The 15,530-nt window shown below is 57.7% G+C and carries 14 protein-coding genes; 6 read left to right on the plus strand and 8 right to left on the minus strand.

From position 1 onward, the window contains the following. Positions 1-8: 8 nt before the first annotated feature. On the minus strand, positions 9-1,355 hold the full coding sequence (algB, locus tag ACWKV9_RS07035; RefSeq protein WP_483835347.1) for a sigma-54-dependent response regulator transcription factor AlgB: 1,347 nt from the start codon (positions 1,353-1,355) through the stop codon (positions 9-11). 263 nt (positions 1,356-1,618) lie between these two features. Between algB and ACWKV9_RS07040 the strand changes: the two genes are divergently transcribed. The 6 genes from ACWKV9_RS07040 to ACWKV9_RS07065 all read left to right on the plus strand — a co-directional run bounded on the left by ACWKV9_RS07040 (position 1,619) and on the right by ACWKV9_RS07065 (position 7,392). Next, the gene (locus ACWKV9_RS07040) at positions 1,619-2,482 is read left to right on the plus strand and encodes a BON domain-containing protein (protein ID WP_483835348.1); all 864 of its coding nucleotides are present in this window, start codon (positions 1,619-1,621) and stop codon (positions 2,480-2,482) included. Between the two features lie 335 nt (positions 2,483-2,817). Further along, positions 2,818-3,102: a hypothetical protein gene (locus ACWKV9_RS07045; RefSeq protein WP_483835349.1), complete on the plus strand. Its 285-nt coding sequence runs from the start codon at positions 2,818-2,820 to the stop codon at positions 3,100-3,102. Positions 3,103-3,204: 102 nt separating this feature from the next. Continuing rightward, a complete protein-coding gene (locus ACWKV9_RS07050) occupies positions 3,205-3,369 on the plus strand; it encodes a DUF1328 domain-containing protein (protein WP_002555679.1) in 165 nt (54 codons plus the stop codon). A gap of 1 nt (position 3,370) precedes the next feature. Then, positions 3,371-3,838, plus strand: a complete 468-nt coding sequence (locus ACWKV9_RS07055; RefSeq protein ID WP_483835350.1) for an inhibitor of vertebrate lysozyme family protein — start codon at positions 3,371-3,373, stop codon at positions 3,836-3,838. Positions 3,839-4,570: 732 nt separating this feature from the next. Beyond that, positions 4,571-5,902 (plus strand): glutamate/aspartate:proton symporter GltP, encoded by a 1,332-nt coding sequence (gltP, locus tag ACWKV9_RS07060; RefSeq protein WP_483835351.1) that lies wholly within the window; start codon positions 4,571-4,573, stop codon positions 5,900-5,902. 251 nt (positions 5,903-6,153) lie between these two features. Beyond that, entirely contained in the window at positions 6,154-7,392 is a 1,239-nt protein-coding gene (locus tag ACWKV9_RS07065) for a nucleoside recognition domain-containing protein (protein WP_483835352.1), read from the plus strand. On the opposite strand, the gene ACWKV9_RS07070 is transcribed toward ACWKV9_RS07065, so the two are convergent. The 7 genes from ACWKV9_RS07070 to ACWKV9_RS07100 form a co-directional block, all read right to left on the minus strand. Then, positions 7,365-8,003: an ABC-type transport auxiliary lipoprotein family protein gene (locus tag ACWKV9_RS07070; protein ID WP_483835353.1), complete on the minus strand. Its 639-nt coding sequence runs from the start codon at positions 8,001-8,003 to the stop codon at positions 7,365-7,367. The two genes, ACWKV9_RS07065 and ACWKV9_RS07070, sit on opposite strands and share 28 nt — an antisense overlap. Further along, positions 8,000-8,938 (minus strand): MlaD family protein, encoded by a 939-nt coding sequence (locus ACWKV9_RS07075; RefSeq protein WP_483835354.1) that lies wholly within the window; start codon positions 8,936-8,938, stop codon positions 8,000-8,002. The genes ACWKV9_RS07070 and ACWKV9_RS07075 overlap by 4 nt, the downstream gene beginning before the upstream one ends. 2 nt (positions 8,939-8,940) lie before the next feature. Then, positions 8,941-9,744 (minus strand): ABC transporter ATP-binding protein, encoded by an 804-nt coding sequence (locus ACWKV9_RS07080; protein WP_483835355.1) that lies wholly within the window; start codon positions 9,742-9,744, stop codon positions 8,941-8,943. Continuing rightward, on the minus strand, positions 9,741-10,910 hold the full coding sequence (locus ACWKV9_RS07085; RefSeq protein ID WP_483835356.1) for an ABC transporter permease: 1,170 nt from the start codon (positions 10,908-10,910) through the stop codon (positions 9,741-9,743). Before ACWKV9_RS07085 ends, ACWKV9_RS07080 begins: the two co-directional genes overlap by 4 nt. Before the next feature lie 10 nt (positions 10,911-10,920). Next, complete coding sequence (locus ACWKV9_RS07090) at positions 10,921-12,096, minus strand: DUF5924 family protein (protein WP_483835357.1); 1,176 nt, start codon at positions 12,094-12,096, stop codon at positions 10,921-10,923. Positions 12,097-12,263: 167 nt separating this feature from the next. Further along, entirely contained in the window at positions 12,264-13,646 is a 1,383-nt protein-coding gene (locus tag ACWKV9_RS07095; protein WP_483835358.1) for a M16 family metallopeptidase, read from the minus strand. A gap of 66 nt (positions 13,647-13,712) precedes the next feature. Beyond that, positions 13,713-15,356, minus strand: a complete 1,644-nt coding sequence (locus ACWKV9_RS07100; RefSeq protein WP_483835359.1) for a Na/Pi cotransporter family protein — start codon at positions 15,354-15,356, stop codon at positions 13,713-13,715. Positions 15,357-15,530: the final 174 nt, after the last annotated feature.

The raw sequence follows: 15,530 nt of genomic DNA on the forward strand, positions 1-15,530 counted from the left end.
ACGACAAATCATAGGTTGTACTGCTTACGCTTGCGGTAGAGCGTCGAGGCGTCGATGCCTAAGGTTCGGGCTGCCTGATCGAGCGTGTCACTGGTGGCCAATACCGCACCGATATGGGCTTTTTCCAGCTCGTCCAGGCTCAGTGCTGCGCCTACGCGTGGGGCGTTGTTGACCGGTTGTTCGGCCATGCCCAGATGGGTGATTTCGACCTTTTCCTGTGGGCAAATAATGCTGGCCCGTTCAATGACATTTCGCAGCTCACGGATGTTGCCCGGCCAGCGATAATTGAGCAGCGCGCCTCTTGCCTCATCGCTGAAACCGCGCGCCGGTCGGCCGTACTCTTTGACGAAACGGGCAAGAAAGCGGTCAGCCAAAGTCAGAATGTCTTCGCTTCGTTCGCGCAGCGGCGGCAGGTTCAGCGTAATGACGTTCAGGCGATATAAGAGGTCTTCGCGGAAACGCCCTTCACGGACCATATCTTCGAGATTCAGATTGGTCGCAGCCAAGATGCGCACATCGGCACGGCGAGTCACCGGATCACCTACGCGCTCGTATTCCTTGTCCTGAATGAAGCGCAGCAACTTAGGTTGCAGGGTCAGGGGGAAGTCGCCGATCTCATCGAGGAACAATGTTCCGCCGTCTGCCTGGTTCACCCGGCCCAGTGTGCTTTCGCTGGCACCGGTAAACGCGCCGCGGCTGTGACCGAACAGCTCGCTTTCCATCAGCTCTGCGGTCAGAGACGGGCAGTTGATGGTCACGCAGGATTTTTTCGCCCGCTTGCTCCAGCCATGGATCGCACGCGCCAGTTCGCCTTTACCGGTGCCCGACTCGCCGAGAATCAGGATGTTGGCATCGGTGTTGGCGACCTGACGGGCCGTCTCAAGAATCGACATCATCGAAGGGCTGTGGGAATCCAGGCCATCCTTGGGCTTGCGAACTTCGCCTTCCAGCGCTTCCAGTCGAGCAGACAGCTGACGAACTTCCAGCTGTTTTGCAGTTGCCAGCCGCAGCTGATCGGGGCTGCACGGCTTGACCAGATAATCGGCAGCGCCGGCCTGAATGGCGTCCACCGCTGTGTCCACCGCAGAGTGCGCGGTGACGATGACCACGCGCATCCAAGGTGCTTGCACGCGCATTTGCGCCAATACGTCCAGCCCGTTGTCTTCACCCAGACGCAAATCCAGGAAGCACACATCGAACACCTGGCGTTGCAACAGCGCATCGGCCTGCGCCGCACTGTTGGCGGTTGCAACGTTGTAGCCTTCATCTTCCAGGCAATAGCGGAAGGTGCGAAGGATGGCGGATTCATCATCCACAAGCAGAATACGGCCCTGATTCTCAGTGGCTGCTTCCATTTTTCCTACGCTCCTGTACGAATGATCTTTGGTTAGTCCCGGAAACATCGGGCAAGTTGCATGGTTGATTCTGATTGATTACACCGATGACGTGGAAGTTATCTGCGCACAATTGCTCCTGCCGCGAATTCGCCTCCCCTTTTCCAGCAAACAATGCCGCTCCAGGACAACGACTGGTTCAGCCGTGATGGCACTCAGTACAGAACGACTTGGGCTAAGCAAAGTCTTTCAAGTAGTCCTTTCGTATTCGTTGGAGATTTGCCATGCACCCGCTGAAGAAGATCGCCCTGGCCACAGCCACTGTCACCGTGCTGGGTCTTACCCCGCTTTTTGCTCAGGCCGCCGAGGCTGCAAAGGGTGATCTGCAAACCCAGCTTGCCGAAGCTCGACAAGAAGGCTCGATCTGGACGGCCTTCGCTTTGAACCGCCATTTGAGCCCGTTCAACCTGTCGGTCGAAGTGGAGCAAGGCACCGCCATCCTCAAGGGTAAGGTCGAAAACGAGGTCGATAAAGAGCTGGCCGAACAGATCGCTGGCGACACACAGGGCATCAACAAGGTTGATAACCAGCTGGAGATTGATGACGCCGTGGCGTCTGAGCCAGGAACCAAGGCCAATATGGCTCAGCGTTTTGAAGATGCCACCCTCACCGCGACCATCAAATCAAAGTTGCTGTGGAACAGTGTCACCGAGGCGCTGAAGATTGACGTAAGCAGTCAGCAAGGGGTCGTCACCCTCAAGGGTCAGGCGCAGAATGCGGATGCCAAACAGTTGGCCGGCAGCTTGGCGAGCAACACTGATGGTGTAACTGAGGTCAACAACCTGATCAGCCTAAGCGCCCGGGATACCCAGGCGATCAAGGACCAGAGCGCTGCCGAGGCCAATAGTGTGCGTGAGGAGTTCAGCGATGTCTGGATTACCAGCAAGGTCAAATCCAGCCTTATTTACAGCCGCACACTGGACGGCCTGAATATCAAGGTCGATACCAAGGCAGGCGTCGTCAAGCTTGATGGTGTGGTAGCCAACTATGCCGAAAAAGAACTGGCCGTCGAGATCGCGCGCAACATTCGTGGGGTTAAAGGTGTGAATGCCGACACGTTGCGAGTGACAACCCGCACCGCCGGTTGACAGCCATGTAGGAGCGCGCGTGCCCGCGATTGCATTCTGTCAGGCGCCATCGTTGATGAACGGGCTGACGATTTTGCGGGCAAGCGCGCTCCTGCGATGTTTTGCATCTAACGTTCCGAATCTCATCCCCTCGTCGTGCATTACGCACGATGCCAATTGCCCAATCGTGCAGCTTGCGTGTAAGACCCCATCCCATAGTTTGATTAACTGATTGATTTATATAGATTTTATTTGATAAAAAAAGCTGGCACACAGGCTGCAATACTTCTCCCAAGAAAGGCTTGAACCACCGGCCAACAAGATTGAAGCCCACCAAGGTGGGAAGGAGCATCGGAATGATCACTCAGCGTCTCGCTCAAATGCGTATTTCGCCACTGCATATGCAGCAAGGCTTGTTCGCCAGCTTGGCGTTGTTGGTCACACTGATCGCAGCTCAGCAATTCAATCATTGGAATCAAAATCAGGACGTCACTCAGATCCAGTCGGTGTATCGGCAGTCCATGCCTGTAGCTGTCGCTACGGCTTTGAAAGCAACCGATGTGGGCATGGGTTTTCAGTTGGCTGATGAGGGGGCCGCTGTTGTCGAGCAAGCTCCGCGTCAGCAAAGCTGGGTGTTCTAAGAGAGCTGGACCTTTTGACCGACTGAAGTCAGAGGGGCATCTGCATCGAAATATCGATCCCGATTCGATGTGTAGAAATCAAAAACAGAAAGGAGAATCATCATGTTGAGTTGGGCAATCACGTTTCTAATCATCGCTATCGTCGCTGCTGTCTTGGGCTTTGGTGGTATTGCAGGCACCGCAACGGGTATCGCCAAGATCCTCTTTGTTGTCTTCCTGGTGATGTTCGTAGTCTCGTTCTTCTTCGGTCGTCGCGGTCGAGGCTGACATGTTGGTTAAACCCTTCCATGGTGTGGTGCTGGCGCTCTTGCTGAGCAGCAGTGCCACGGCCATGGCGGCCAACGACGGGCAGTCTCGGGTGAATGAGCTTTTAAGTTCAGACCCCGAGTACCGCCAGGCGTGGTCCGATGTCGTAAAGAAAGAAGAGCGGTTACCCGACTGGGTGATCAATCTGTCTGGATCGTCTGAGCAGATGAGTGCGGTTACCGAAAAGGGTCACGGCTACTTGGTTGGACCGCTTTGCGAAACCCAGGATACTTGCATCAATAAGCGTCTGATCGTGGCATTTAGTCTCGATAAAAAAGACGCCTATGCCATGTTGGTCGAAGTTCCTGCAGGTTTGCCTGCGGACAAGTCGCCCACGCGCCACGCGGATTACCGCTTCTTGGGTAAGCCCGATGAAGGCATGCAAGGCCTTCTGAAAGAGCAATTGAAGAAAGATCCAAATTGGTACTGATTTAAACGCAGAAAGGCTGGCGCTTTCGGTTCAGCCTTTTTGTTTCATGCGCCTCCCGAAGACGGCGGCGTACGACCACGGGGTCGGGTTGTTTTGGTCAATGGATGATCGATTCGACCTAGGGGTACAGGGAGTACCTCCGTTTACGGGCCGGGTCAGGAAGCCGCAGCGCAGGTCCAATATCTCACTCACTACTTGAGTCAGATGATGGACTTGCGAAGCGCAAAACCCTCAGCTTCACCTCTCATTTGCGGCCCATGCGCGCCGTGCCGTTTTTGTCATATCGTTTAATCGGTTAACGTCCTGCAAGCTGCGAAGAAACGTCCTACGACCGTATATCGAGAATTATTTTCTCGAAATCTGGCTTGCCGGCACATGAATATTCTTTGTCTTGCCCTCCGAAAAACCTGCTACGACCGCCTGCAGGCGACGTTTTAGCCACTTCTCAGCACTACCGCGCGCACCCTGTTAAATCCTGAATAGACCTGCAGCAGCTAAGTCTTTGATTTTGCTCATGCCGATTCGGCATGAGGTAGTCATTTACGGCATTAGACGATCAGGGCTCGCGTGGGAATAGTTGCGCCCTTTTTCGCCTGCCAAGAGCTCGGATGCTCGTTTGCGGTGACCTTCTGGAACATTCCACGGTCGGCGGCGCTTCGGATCAACTCATTGGGGTGAATTCGCAGGTGTGGGTCGAGGGATGTCCAAGCCATCTAAAACAAAGGTAATGACATGAAGAAGGCAAAACTGAGCCTCGCCTGGCAAATCCTCATCGGGCTGGTATTGGGGATCGCACTGGGGGCTGTGCTCAATCACTTCAGCGCAGAGAAAGCCTGGTGGATCAGCAATATTCTGCAGCCAGCGGGTGACATCTTCATTCGTCTGATCAAGATGATCGTTATTCCGATCGTGATTTCTTCACTGATCGTTGGCATTGCCGGCATGGGCGACGCCAAAAAACTGGGCCGCATCGGCTTCAAAACTATTCTCTACTTCGAAGTGGTCACAACAATCGCCATTGTTGTGGGTTTGCTGCTGGCCAACGTTTTCCATCCTGGCACCGGCATCGATATGAGCACGCTGGGAACGGTCGACATCTCGCAGTACGAGAAGACCACTGCCGAAGTGCAGCACGATCACGCGCTCATCGCGACGATCCTCAATCTGATCCCGTCGAACATCTTTGCGGCCATCAGCCGTGGCGACATGCTGCCGATCATCTTCTTCTCGGTATTCTTCGGCCTCGGCCTTTCCAGCTTGCAAGCCGAAGTCCGTGAGCCACTGGTGAAGGTGTTCCAAGGCATCTCGGAAACCATGTTCAAAGTCACGCACATGATCATGAGCTACGCGCCCATCGGCGTGTTTGCGCTGATCGCAGTGACCGTGGCCAACTTCGGTTTCGCCTCGTTGCTGCCATTGGCCAAGCTGGTGATTCTGGTTTACGTCGCGATCGCGTTTTTTGCGTTTGTTGTGCTGGGCCTGATTGCTCGCCTGTTCGGCTTCTCGGTCATGAAGCTGATGCGCATTTTCAAGGATGAGCTGATCCTGGCTTACTCCACCGCAAGCTCAGAAACCGTGCTGCCACGGGTCATCGAGAAAATGGAAGCCTACGGCGCGCCGAAGGCAATCAGCAGCTTCGTAGTACCAACCGGTTACTCGTTCAACCTCGATGGTTCGACGCTGTACCAAAGCATTGCGGCGCTGTTCATCGCCCAGCTGTATGGCATTGATCTGTCGATCGGGCAGCAGCTGATGCTGGTGCTGACCTTGATGGTCACTTCCAAAGGCATCGCCGGCGTACCCGGTGTGTCGTTTGTGGTGCTGCTGGCAACCCTGGGCAGCGTCGGTATCCCGCTTGAGGGGCTGGCATTTATTGCTGGGGTAGACCGCATCATGGACATGGCGCGTACTGCACTAAACGTGATCGGCAACGCGCTGGCGGTTTTGGTCATTTCCCGCTGGGAAGGTCTGTACGACGATGCCAAAGGCGAACGCTACTGGAAGTCGCTGCAACGTGAGCGCAATAACGAGGCGCTGCCTGCGGGTCAGACTACGGTCGATTGAAGTATTGAACGCTTGACCCCAAACCCCGGATTTCCGGGGTTTGTTGTTTGTGCGGTTTGAAGATAACCCCTGTAGGAGCGAATTTATTCGCGAGGCGTCGGCCCTATAAACCTAGATGCGCCGGATACACTCCTCGCGAATAAATTCGCTCCTACAGAAGACGTCGTGCCGTCCCGCTTTTAATGCGTATTAGGGTTTGTTGTTACGCTCTGCGCCGCTATCATCCCCCGCATCTTTCGAGGGACTAACTGATGCTCAACGGCCTATGGCTTGGCTTTTTTCTGGTGGCGGCGGTGTCGGCGCTCGCGCAATGGCTGATCGGCGGCAACGCTGGCATCTTCGCGACGATGGTCGAAAGCATCTTCGCCATGGCCAAGTTGTCGGTCGATGTGATGATCCTGCTGTTCGGTACCCTGACCCTGTGGCTGGGCTTTCTGAAGATCGCGGAGAAGGCAGGCATAGTCGATTGGCTGGCCAAAGTCCTTGGCCCTTTGTTTACCCGCCTGATGCCGGAAGTACCGCCCGGCCACCCTGCCCTCGGCCTGATCACCCTCAACTTCGCGGCCAATGCCTTGGGCCTGGACAACGCCGCCACGCCCATTGGTTTGAAAGCCATGCGCGCGTTGCAGGACCTGAACCCCAGCCAGACCGTCGCCAGCAACGCGCAGATTCTGTTCCTGGTCCTGAATGCGTCCTCTTTGACGCTGCTGCCGGTGACGATTTTCATGTACCGCACTCAGCAAGGTGCGCCTGATCCCACGATGGTTTTCCTGCCCATTCTGCTGGCGACCAGCGCCTCGACCCTGGTTGGCCTGCTCTCGGTGGCCGTCATGCAGCGCCTGCGATTGTGGGACCCGGTAGTGCTCGCCTATTTGATCCCCGGCGCTTTGTTGCTGGGCGGCTTTATGGCGGTGCTGGCGGGGCTGTCGGCCACGGCGTTGGCGACTTTGTCCTCGGTACTGGGCAACGTCACCCTGTTCGGCCTGATCATCCTGTTTCTGGTGATAGGCGCGCTGCGCAAGGTCAAGGTTTACGAAGCGTTTGTCGAAGGCGCGAAAGAAGGCTTCGACGTAGCGAAAAACCTGCTGCCGTATCTGGTGGCGATGCTTTGCGCGGTGGGCGTGCTGCGGGCTTCCGGCGCACTGGATCTGATTCTTGAGGGGATTCGCCACGTCACCCAGTGGTTCGGGGTGGATACCCGCTTTGTCGATGCCCTTCCGACAGCCTTGGTCAAACCGTTCTCGGGCAGCGCGGCGCGGGCGATGCTGATCGAGACGATGCAGACCCAAGGCGTCGACAGCTTCCCGGCGTTGGTCGCGGCGACCATTCAGGGCAGCACCGAAACCACCTTCTACGTACTGGCAGTGTATTTCGGCGCTGTGGGGATTCAGCGCGCACGCCACGCTGTCGGTTGTGCGCTGCTGGCGGAACTGGCTGGCGTAATCGCGGCGATCTTCGTCTGCTACTGGTTCTTCGGCGCAGTTGCGTAGCTCTTCTGGCCCTGTTCCACGGCCCATTGCAGCAACTGGGTCGTCAGCGTATCGCTGGCGCGCCCGAAGCCTGCCACCACGACCGGCACTTGCTTGTCAGCCACTGGCTGACGCACCTCGAAACGACGGCTGGCAATAATCCGTTGGCGGTCGTTGACGATCCGTGCGTCCAGACGAATGACCACTTCAATCCCCTGCCCGGTGTATTCGCTCTGGAACGCCTGCAGCTCCCCGCCCAGTTCGAAATCTGCCTGCAGATTGCTGTCATCGGTACTGATCGACTGCACTCGCCCGTCGCGATAAAACGCGTCGGTCAGTCTGTTACGTAGCAGCACCGGCGCCGGATCGCTCCAGCGCGCGCCTTTATAGCTGCTGATCACATCGCCCTGAGGAATGACCGCAATGCCAGGGCTGTCCAGCGCTTCGCTGGCCTTTGGCCGCACGATACGCAATGACCACGGCACCGGTGTCTGGTTTTTTGTGCCGGTGGTGGCAGTCGGCAAGCGATAGACATCGGAGGGCTCGGTCTTGGGCAGGATCGAGCAAGCACTGGACAGTACGATCACGCCCGTGACCAACAAACCGCGAATGGACTGACGGGCAAGCCTCATGGCTCGAACTCCTTGTTCTTGTCACTGCCGAGTAAATAGCCGCTGGGGTTGGCGTCCAGCCGGCGTGAAATGGTTTTAAGCGATGTCAGGGTTTCACGCAGCTCGCGAATCGCCGGGCCCAGTTCGCCAAGGCCCTGCATACCGCCGTTGAGCGAGTCCTGGTTACGCGTCAACAAGGCGTTGATCTTGGCGCTGCTTTGTTCAAGTGACTTCATCGCGTTCTCGGCGCTGCCGATCACCTGCTTGCCGTCGCTGGTGAGCAACGTGTTCGCGTTGCGCATCAACAGCGAAGTCTGTTCCAGCGTGCCGCCCGCCTGTTTGCTGAGAACCGTCAGTTGCTTGAGCGCCTGGCGAATGTCGTCGCGCTGATCGGAGATGGCGCCAGTGGTTTGCTCAAGATGCTGGAGGGTCTGGGTAAGGGTTTGCACGTTCTTGGAGGAGAACATCTCGTTGGCGTTGTGCAGCAGCACGTTGACGTTGGTCAGCAGGTCGTTGCTGTTATTCAGCAAACGCGCAATGGGCGATGGCGCGGCGATGATGACCGGTATCTTGCCGTCTTCGCCCACCAGCTCAGGGCTTTGCGGCGTGCCTCCGCTGAGCTGGATGATCGACGTGCCGGTGATGCCGTTCAGAGCCAGTTTGGCCTGGGTGTCGTCCTTGATGGGCGTGTCGCCCGTGACGCGAATCTGCGCCAGCACGCGGCGTGGGTCCTGCGGATCGAGCTTGAGCTGGATAACGTCGCCCACCTTGATCCCGCTGTACTGCACGGCGCTGCCACGTGAAAGGCCGGTCACCGCTTCGTTGAACACAACCTGGTAATCCTTGAAGGCGGTGTCGACGCTGGACTTGGCCAGCCACAGGCCAAACAGCAGCGCGGCGGCGACCACGATCACAGTGAACAAGCCGATCAGCACGTGATGGGCACGGGTTTCCATCCTCAGACCTCTTTTTGATGATTGGCGGCGGCGTAGGCCATGCGGCCCCGAGGGCCATGAAAGTATTCGTGAATCCATGGATCGTTGGTGGCGGCGACCTTGTCGATGCTGTCGGCCACCAACACGCGCTTTTGCGCCAGCACCGCGACCCGATCAGTGATGGTGTACAGCGTGTCCAGGTCGTGGGTGACCAGAAACACGCTCAAGCCCAAGGCATCGCGCAGCGTCAGAATCAACTGGTCGAACGCCGCCGCGCCAATTGGATCAAGACCTGCGGTGGGTTCGTCGAGAAAGAGAATGTCCGGGTCCAGCGCCAATGCTCGGGCCAATGCAGCGCGCTTGATCATGCCGCCTGACAGCGACGCCGGATATTTGTGCGCCGCTGACAACGGCAGCCCGGACAACGCCAGCTTGATCCCGGCCAGATGTTCGGCCTCTTCGCGGCTCAGCCCGGCGTGCTCCACCAGTGGTAACGCGACGTTCTCGGCGATGGTCAGCGAGGAAAACAGCGCGCCTTTCTGAAACAGCACACCGAAACGTCGCTCGACCTGGGAGCGCCCTTTCTCCGACAAATTCTGAAGGTCCTGACCCAAGACCCGGATGTTGCCTTCATCAGGGCGGCGCAGCCCGACGATGCTGCGCAGCAAAACTGACTTGCCACTACCGGAGCCGCCGACCACGGCCAGGATCTCGCCGCGATACAGATCCAGATCCAGGTTTTCATGCACGCTCTGTGTGCCAAAGCGGTTGCACAGCCCGCGCACTTCGATCACCGCTTCACTCGGTTGGACGCAACGTTTGGTCACCAGCCCAGCTCCATGAAAAACATCGCCGCCAGGGCATCGAGCACGATCACGACGAAAATCGACTGCACCACGCTCGACGTCGTGTGTGCCCCGACCGACTCAGCGCTGCCTGTGACTTTAAACCCCTCCAGGCAACCGATCGAGGCAATGAAGAAGGCGAAGATCGGAGCCTTCACCATGCCCACCAGAAAATGCTGCACGCCGATGTCCGCCTGCATTAGCGACAGAAACATTGCGGGCGAGATGTCCAGCGACAACGCGCAAACTACGCCGCCACCAACGATGCCGCACACCATCGCCAGAAACGTCAGCATTGGCAGAGAGATCAACAGCGCAATCACGCGGGGTACGACCAGAAGTTCTGTAGGGCTCAAACCCAGCGTTCTGATGGCGTCAATTTCTTCGTTGGCCTGCATCGAACCGATTTGGGCGGTGAAGGCGCTGGCGGTACGTCCGGCCATGAGAATCGCCGTGAGCAGTACTGCGAATTCCCTGAGAAAAGAGAACGCCACCAGGTCTACGGTGAAGATTGTCGCGCCGAAGGCTCGCAGAACCGTGGCGCCGAGAAATGCCACCACTGCCCCCACCAGAAAGGTCAGCAGCGCCACGATGGGCGCAGCGTCCAGCCCGATCTGCTCGATGTGGGCGATGACCGATGTCGTGCGCCAGCGCTTGGGGCGAAACAGATTGAGGGCAATGGTTTGCAGGATCAGACCCACGAAGCCGAGCAGTTGCAGCGTGTCCTTCCAGATCACATCGACTGCGCGACCGATACGCTCCAGCAACTGCATGCCGACGGCTTTTTCGGGGTCTTTGACCGGCGCGCAGTAGTCGCACAGCGCGGCCTGAATCGTCTGCATCAAGGCGCGACTGGATTCCGGTAGGTTGGGTGCCTGAACTGACAAGAGTCGCAGGCGCTCGACACCAAGCAGTTCGACCAACAGCGAAGCGCCCGCGGTATCCAGCGCGCCCAGCTGATTCAAATCGACCACCGTGCTGGCGCTGAATCCGTCACGCAGGACTTCTGTTTGGTGCCGCAAGCTGGGGTAATGGGCGAGTGTCCAGTCTCCGGCGATCCACAGCTGCGTGGGATTGCTCGAGGTATCCAGTAGTGCGCTGCCCGAAAGCGTCGGTGCGCGGGTTGCCAACGAGTTGGATGAAGTCATGGCGACGAGCTTAGTTGGTATTTGCAGGGTCGGATGGCGCCGCAGCGGGCGCCTTTTTCTCGGGCGTGGCTTTGTCCGAATCGTCTGCATCATAGCTGTCTGCGCCAGGTTTCAAACCGGCAGGGGTGAATCTTTTGCGAGTGACCGCCGGTTGATCGCGGTCGGTCACTTCAAAGCGCAAGACGCCGATCATTTGCCCGTCGTCTGTGAGCACCCTCACCTGCCATTTGCCGAGCACGTCAGGCGGGAAGTTTTGCTTGTGGGTCCAGGCTCGATAACCTTCTTCGCGACCGCCATGAATATCCAGCGCGATGCGATCGACTTCTTTGCCGTTATGACGCCACACGTGATAAATGCGCTCATCCAGACCCCGCGGTGCGTTGATCGAGGTATAGGCATATAAGCCCCCCCCGCGCAGCTGATTGACGCCGATTTCCTGAATACTGTCGCCGGGGGTGCGGCTCTGGTTATCGAAGGTGGTGCTGACGGCGACTTCGGTGAGCCACAGCGTCGCTGGCGGCACCCACGAACGTAGCAGCCAGCCAGCACCGCCAATCGCCAGCGTCATGACTACCAGCCCTACGCCACGACGCCAGTTGTTGATCGGAAAGCTCGACGCCAGGCTAGGGAATGCCAGCAGCATGGCGGTGATCAGCGACAGTTTGTAACTCTCGGCGGTGGTCAGGTGCAGGATGATCGGCAGAGCGGTCAGCAGTGCCGCAAACAGCGTGAGGGTGTGCAGCGCCATGAACAGCCAGCGTTTGGGGGCCAGCCATTTGTAATACAGCGGATCAATGATCGAGATCAGCCCTGCGGCGCCCAAGAGTCCGGTGAAGACCAGTTGGCCGCTGTTCCAGGTGGTAGTGATGAAGAAGAACGGCAGGACGAAGAACAGGCTTTCCTGGTGAATCATCTGCGTGCCGTAACGCAGGAGCGGTTTGGGGATCTCTTTCTTGAAGATTTTCGCGAACAGCGTAATAGCGCTGTTCTCGAACATCAGCCAGATCCAGCTCAGCAGCAGAATGACGGCAATCCACGTCGCCAGCTTGGCTTGACGATCCACCAGGATGAAACTGCCGATCCCCGAGCAAAAGCCGAACAATGCGATAACGCCCGGATAGCGCTTCATCAGCCCGATGACACGCTGTACGGCTGAGTGATTAATGAGGGCGTTCCAATCCGGCATTTCGCTTGTTCACTTTGTTGTGGGAAAAAACCTTTGCAGGGTATCAACAATCAGCACGGCCCAAACTGTAGGAGCGCGCTTGCCCGCGATCGCGTTGAGGCAGTAGCTCTTCACTTTCCGATCAAAGTTTCGCGGGCAAGCGCGCTCCTACAAAGGCTGCGATGTTCTTACAGCGATCGCCGTTTGTACGCCCACACCCGCCAAACGATCAGCAACACAATCAGAGCAATCAACACCACACCTACCCCGTATAGCTCGTCGTAACTGAGCAACGGTTTCTCGATGCGCAAATAACCCGGCTGCGCGAGCATCTTGCGCAGGGCCTGATTGGCCAGATCCAGACTGACGGCACGTGCGCGCTTGGCTGGGTCGTCGAAACGCCCGTCTTCGTAATCGTTGATCGCGCCCCAGTAATAATCGGCCAGTGCGCTGTTACCTTGCACCGCCCAGGCCTGCTTGGCGATGGATGCTTGTTGCAGGCGCGCGAAGGTTGCAGGATCAAGGCCGTCCTTACGCAGGCGTGCCAGCATTGAGCGCGTTGCGGCGACGGCATCGTCGATGTCGTTGCGGTCCACATCGGCGTTAAGGCTAAGAAACCCGGTATCGCCGAAGACTTCGCGATCCGTCCACGGACCGTAGGAGAAGCCTTTATCCAGACGCAGTTCGCTGTACAGCGCCCAGTCCAGATAAGTTTTCACCATATCCCACGTCTCATCGTGTTGTTCGCCCAAGTCTGGCTCGGGGAAGAACAGATGAAGTTTGGCGTTATCGCCCAGTGCTCCGCGAGTCAGCACGCGTTCGGGGTCTGCTTTCTCGGTGATCTGCGGCAGCGGAGGGTGTTCGGTTGGGTCTACTGCGTTGAGCTGCCCGTAAGTACGCTCAAGATACGCCGGTAACAGGCGGTCAAGATCGCCGACGATGATCAGCGTCATGTTGTTGGCCGCGTACCAGCCACTGTGAATGCTTTCGATCTGATCCACGGTCAGGTGATCGACTTCCGGGCGTTCGGGGCATTTAAGCCCAAGCTCCGCTGCCAACTGATTGCTGGCGCTGTGCCCCTGATCACGCAGATCAAGCAAGCGCTGCAAGTGCGAATGATGGCCGCCGTCTTCGTGTTCGACGATGCGTTTGGCGCTGTCTAGATTGGCTTGGTTAATCTGCGTATGCGTAAGGACGTTGAGCAACAGATCCAGCACTTTTCGTTGATTCTGCGCTGGCGCCTCGATGACGAACGTGGTGTCGGCGTTGCTGGTGAAGGCATTCCAGTCGCCACCCAGCGCCTGCATTTGCTCCTCAAGGCCGCCTTCCCCGCTGTCATCTACCCCGCTAAAGAGCAAATGCTCAAGCACGTGGGGCAATTCTTTGTCGGCGCAATTGAAGTCATCGAAACCAATCCCGACTACCAGCCGAATTGACACATGGCCCTTTTCGGCCGGCTTGAGCAGCAATTGCAGCCCGTTGGGCAACACGTAGCCCTCGACCTGAAAGCGGTCGAGCGCCACGGACGGAAGGGAGATCAACAGTAAAGAGACGAGAAGCAGGCAACGCATAAAACGGGCTTCCTTGCGGGCCGGTATGTGTAACAGACTTCAAACCGGTCGCTGCGTTCACCGGGATCAGTCGGGCAGTGGCTCGCTCGACAGCGCACCGGTGTCAGTAGTCTCGAGAACGGCGTACGCGCTGCTGCAAAACATTGAGTTCAGGCGCTTCATGTCGGCGATCAGTTCCAGGTGCAGCGAGCTGGTTTCGATACTTTGCACGATCTTACGTTGCAACCTGCTGACATGGGCGTGTGCCAGACGCCGTTCCTGTGCGCGGAAGCGACGTTTCTCGCGCAGCAACTGGCGCGCGCTTTCCGGATCGCCGCTCAGAAACACCGACAGCCCCAGCCGCAGGTTCGACATCAACTGCGCATGCAGCCCCGACAGCTCTTCAAGTCCGACTTCGGAGAAAGAACGGCCCTTGGCGGTTTTTTGCTGCTGAACCTTGCGCAGCATGCGCTCGATCAAACCGCTGGCGAGTTCAAGGTTGATTGCCAGCTCAATTATTTCGGCCCAGCGGCGATTGTCCTGATCGCTCAAGTCCTCGCGGGGCATTTGCGCTAAATAGAGCTTGATCCCGTTATAGAGAACTTCGACGTCATCGTTCAAACGACGAACTTCTTGTGTGACCGCTGTCTGGTTGCCGCGCAGCACTTCTTGCATGGCATTGAGCATGCTGTCGATCAGGTCGCCCATGCGTAACGTTTCGCGCACGGCATTAGCCAGCGCCAGACTGGGCGTCGCCAAGGCGGTGAGGTCCAGATGGCGAGGCTTGATTTGGGTATCGGTTTCGGGCTGCTGCGGCAGCAACGAAGCGCACAGTCGACCCATCGGACCGACCGTTGGCAGCATGATCAGGCAACGCAGCGAGTTGTAGATGACGTGAAAGGTGATCACCAGACTGGCCGGGCTCAATTCCAGCGTATCCATCCAGTGCACCAGCGGGGTCAGGACCGGGGTAATCAGCAGCAGGCCGATCAGTTTGTAGAGCAGGCTGCCGAGGGCGACTTGGCGTCCGGCGACGTTCTGCATGCTGGTGCTGAGAAACGCCAGCAACCCGCTGCCGATGTTAGCGCCGATCACCAACCCGATGGCAACGGGCAAGCTGATGATTTCTGCCCCCGCCAACGTTGCAGTCAACAGCACAGCTGCCAGGCTGGAATAGGAAATCAGCGCGAACATGGCGCCAACCAGGGCGTCCAGCAGCAGATCCCCGGTCAGCGAGGCGAACAGCACTTTCACGCCTGCCGCCTGGGTGATCGGTGCCGCAGCACTGACAATGAGTTGCAGTGCCAGGATGATCAAGCCCAGGCCGATGCCCACTCGGCCGAACTGGCCAGCACGTGTTTGCTTGCGCGACAGGAAGAAAATCACCCCGAGAAAAATCAGCAGCGGCGACAGCCACGACAGGTCGAAGGTGAGGATTCGAGACATCAGCGCCGTGCCGACGTCAGCGCCGAGCATGATTGCAAGCGCAGGTGTCAGGCCCATCAAGCCCTGGCCGACGAATGAGGTCACGAGCATGGCGGTGGCGTTACTGCTCTGCACCAGGGCTGTAACCAGAATTCCGGCAACGAACGCCAGCGGGCGTTTGGACATGTTCTGGCTGAGGATACGGCGCAACTGCGAGCCGTAGACGCGCAGAATTCCGGTCCGAACGATGTGGGTGCCCCAGATCAGCAGCGCGACGGCAGATAGCAAATCGAGCAGGGTCAGCATACGAAAAGCCCCCTGAAGGTTGCCCATATGGGCAAAAGATTGAAGGTGCAGCGTGTAGCGAGCATGAGCCATGAAAGCTGCTCAACTAAGCTTTAGTCGGCCTGAGGCCTTATTGCCAGCATCGCACACGGAATAGCGCTTTTGAAACAATTCTGTCACAAATCAGGTGTTTGA

The organism is Pseudomonas corni, from assembly GCF_057128765.1.

Excerpts from the sequence above, each read along its gene's own strand:
- algB (WP_483835347.1), bottom strand. The coding sequence starts at position 1,355 with ATGGAAGCAGCCACTGAGAATCAGGGCCGTATTCTGCTTGTGGATGAT.
- ACWKV9_RS07040 (WP_483835348.1), top strand. The coding sequence starts at position 1,619 with ATGCACCCGCTGAAGAAGATCGCCCTGGCCACAGCCACTGTCACCGTG.
- ACWKV9_RS07045 (WP_483835349.1), top strand. The coding sequence starts at position 2,818 with ATGATCACTCAGCGTCTCGCTCAAATGCGTATTTCGCCACTGCATATG.
- ACWKV9_RS07050 (WP_002555679.1), top strand. The coding sequence starts at position 3,205 with ATGTTGAGTTGGGCAATCACGTTTCTAATCATCGCTATCGTCGCTGCT.
- ACWKV9_RS07055 (WP_483835350.1), top strand. The coding sequence starts at position 3,371 with ATGTTGGTTAAACCCTTCCATGGTGTGGTGCTGGCGCTCTTGCTGAGC.
- gltP (WP_483835351.1), top strand. The coding sequence starts at position 4,571 with ATGAAGAAGGCAAAACTGAGCCTCGCCTGGCAAATCCTCATCGGGCTG.
- ACWKV9_RS07065 (WP_483835352.1), top strand. The coding sequence starts at position 6,154 with ATGCTCAACGGCCTATGGCTTGGCTTTTTTCTGGTGGCGGCGGTGTCG.
- ACWKV9_RS07070 (WP_483835353.1), bottom strand. The coding sequence starts at position 8,003 with ATGAGGCTTGCCCGTCAGTCCATTCGCGGTTTGTTGGTCACGGGCGTG.
- ACWKV9_RS07075 (WP_483835354.1), bottom strand. The coding sequence starts at position 8,938 with ATGGAAACCCGTGCCCATCACGTGCTGATCGGCTTGTTCACTGTGATC.
- ACWKV9_RS07085 (WP_483835356.1), bottom strand. The coding sequence starts at position 10,910 with ATGACTTCATCCAACTCGTTGGCAACCCGCGCACCGACGCTTTCGGGC.
- ACWKV9_RS07090 (WP_483835357.1), bottom strand. The coding sequence starts at position 12,096 with ATGCCGGATTGGAACGCCCTCATTAATCACTCAGCCGTACAGCGTGTC.
- ACWKV9_RS07095 (WP_483835358.1), bottom strand. The coding sequence starts at position 13,646 with ATGCGTTGCCTGCTTCTCGTCTCTTTACTGTTGATCTCCCTTCCGTCC.
- ACWKV9_RS07100 (WP_483835359.1), bottom strand. The coding sequence starts at position 15,356 with ATGCTGACCCTGCTCGATTTGCTATCTGCCGTCGCGCTGCTGATCTGG.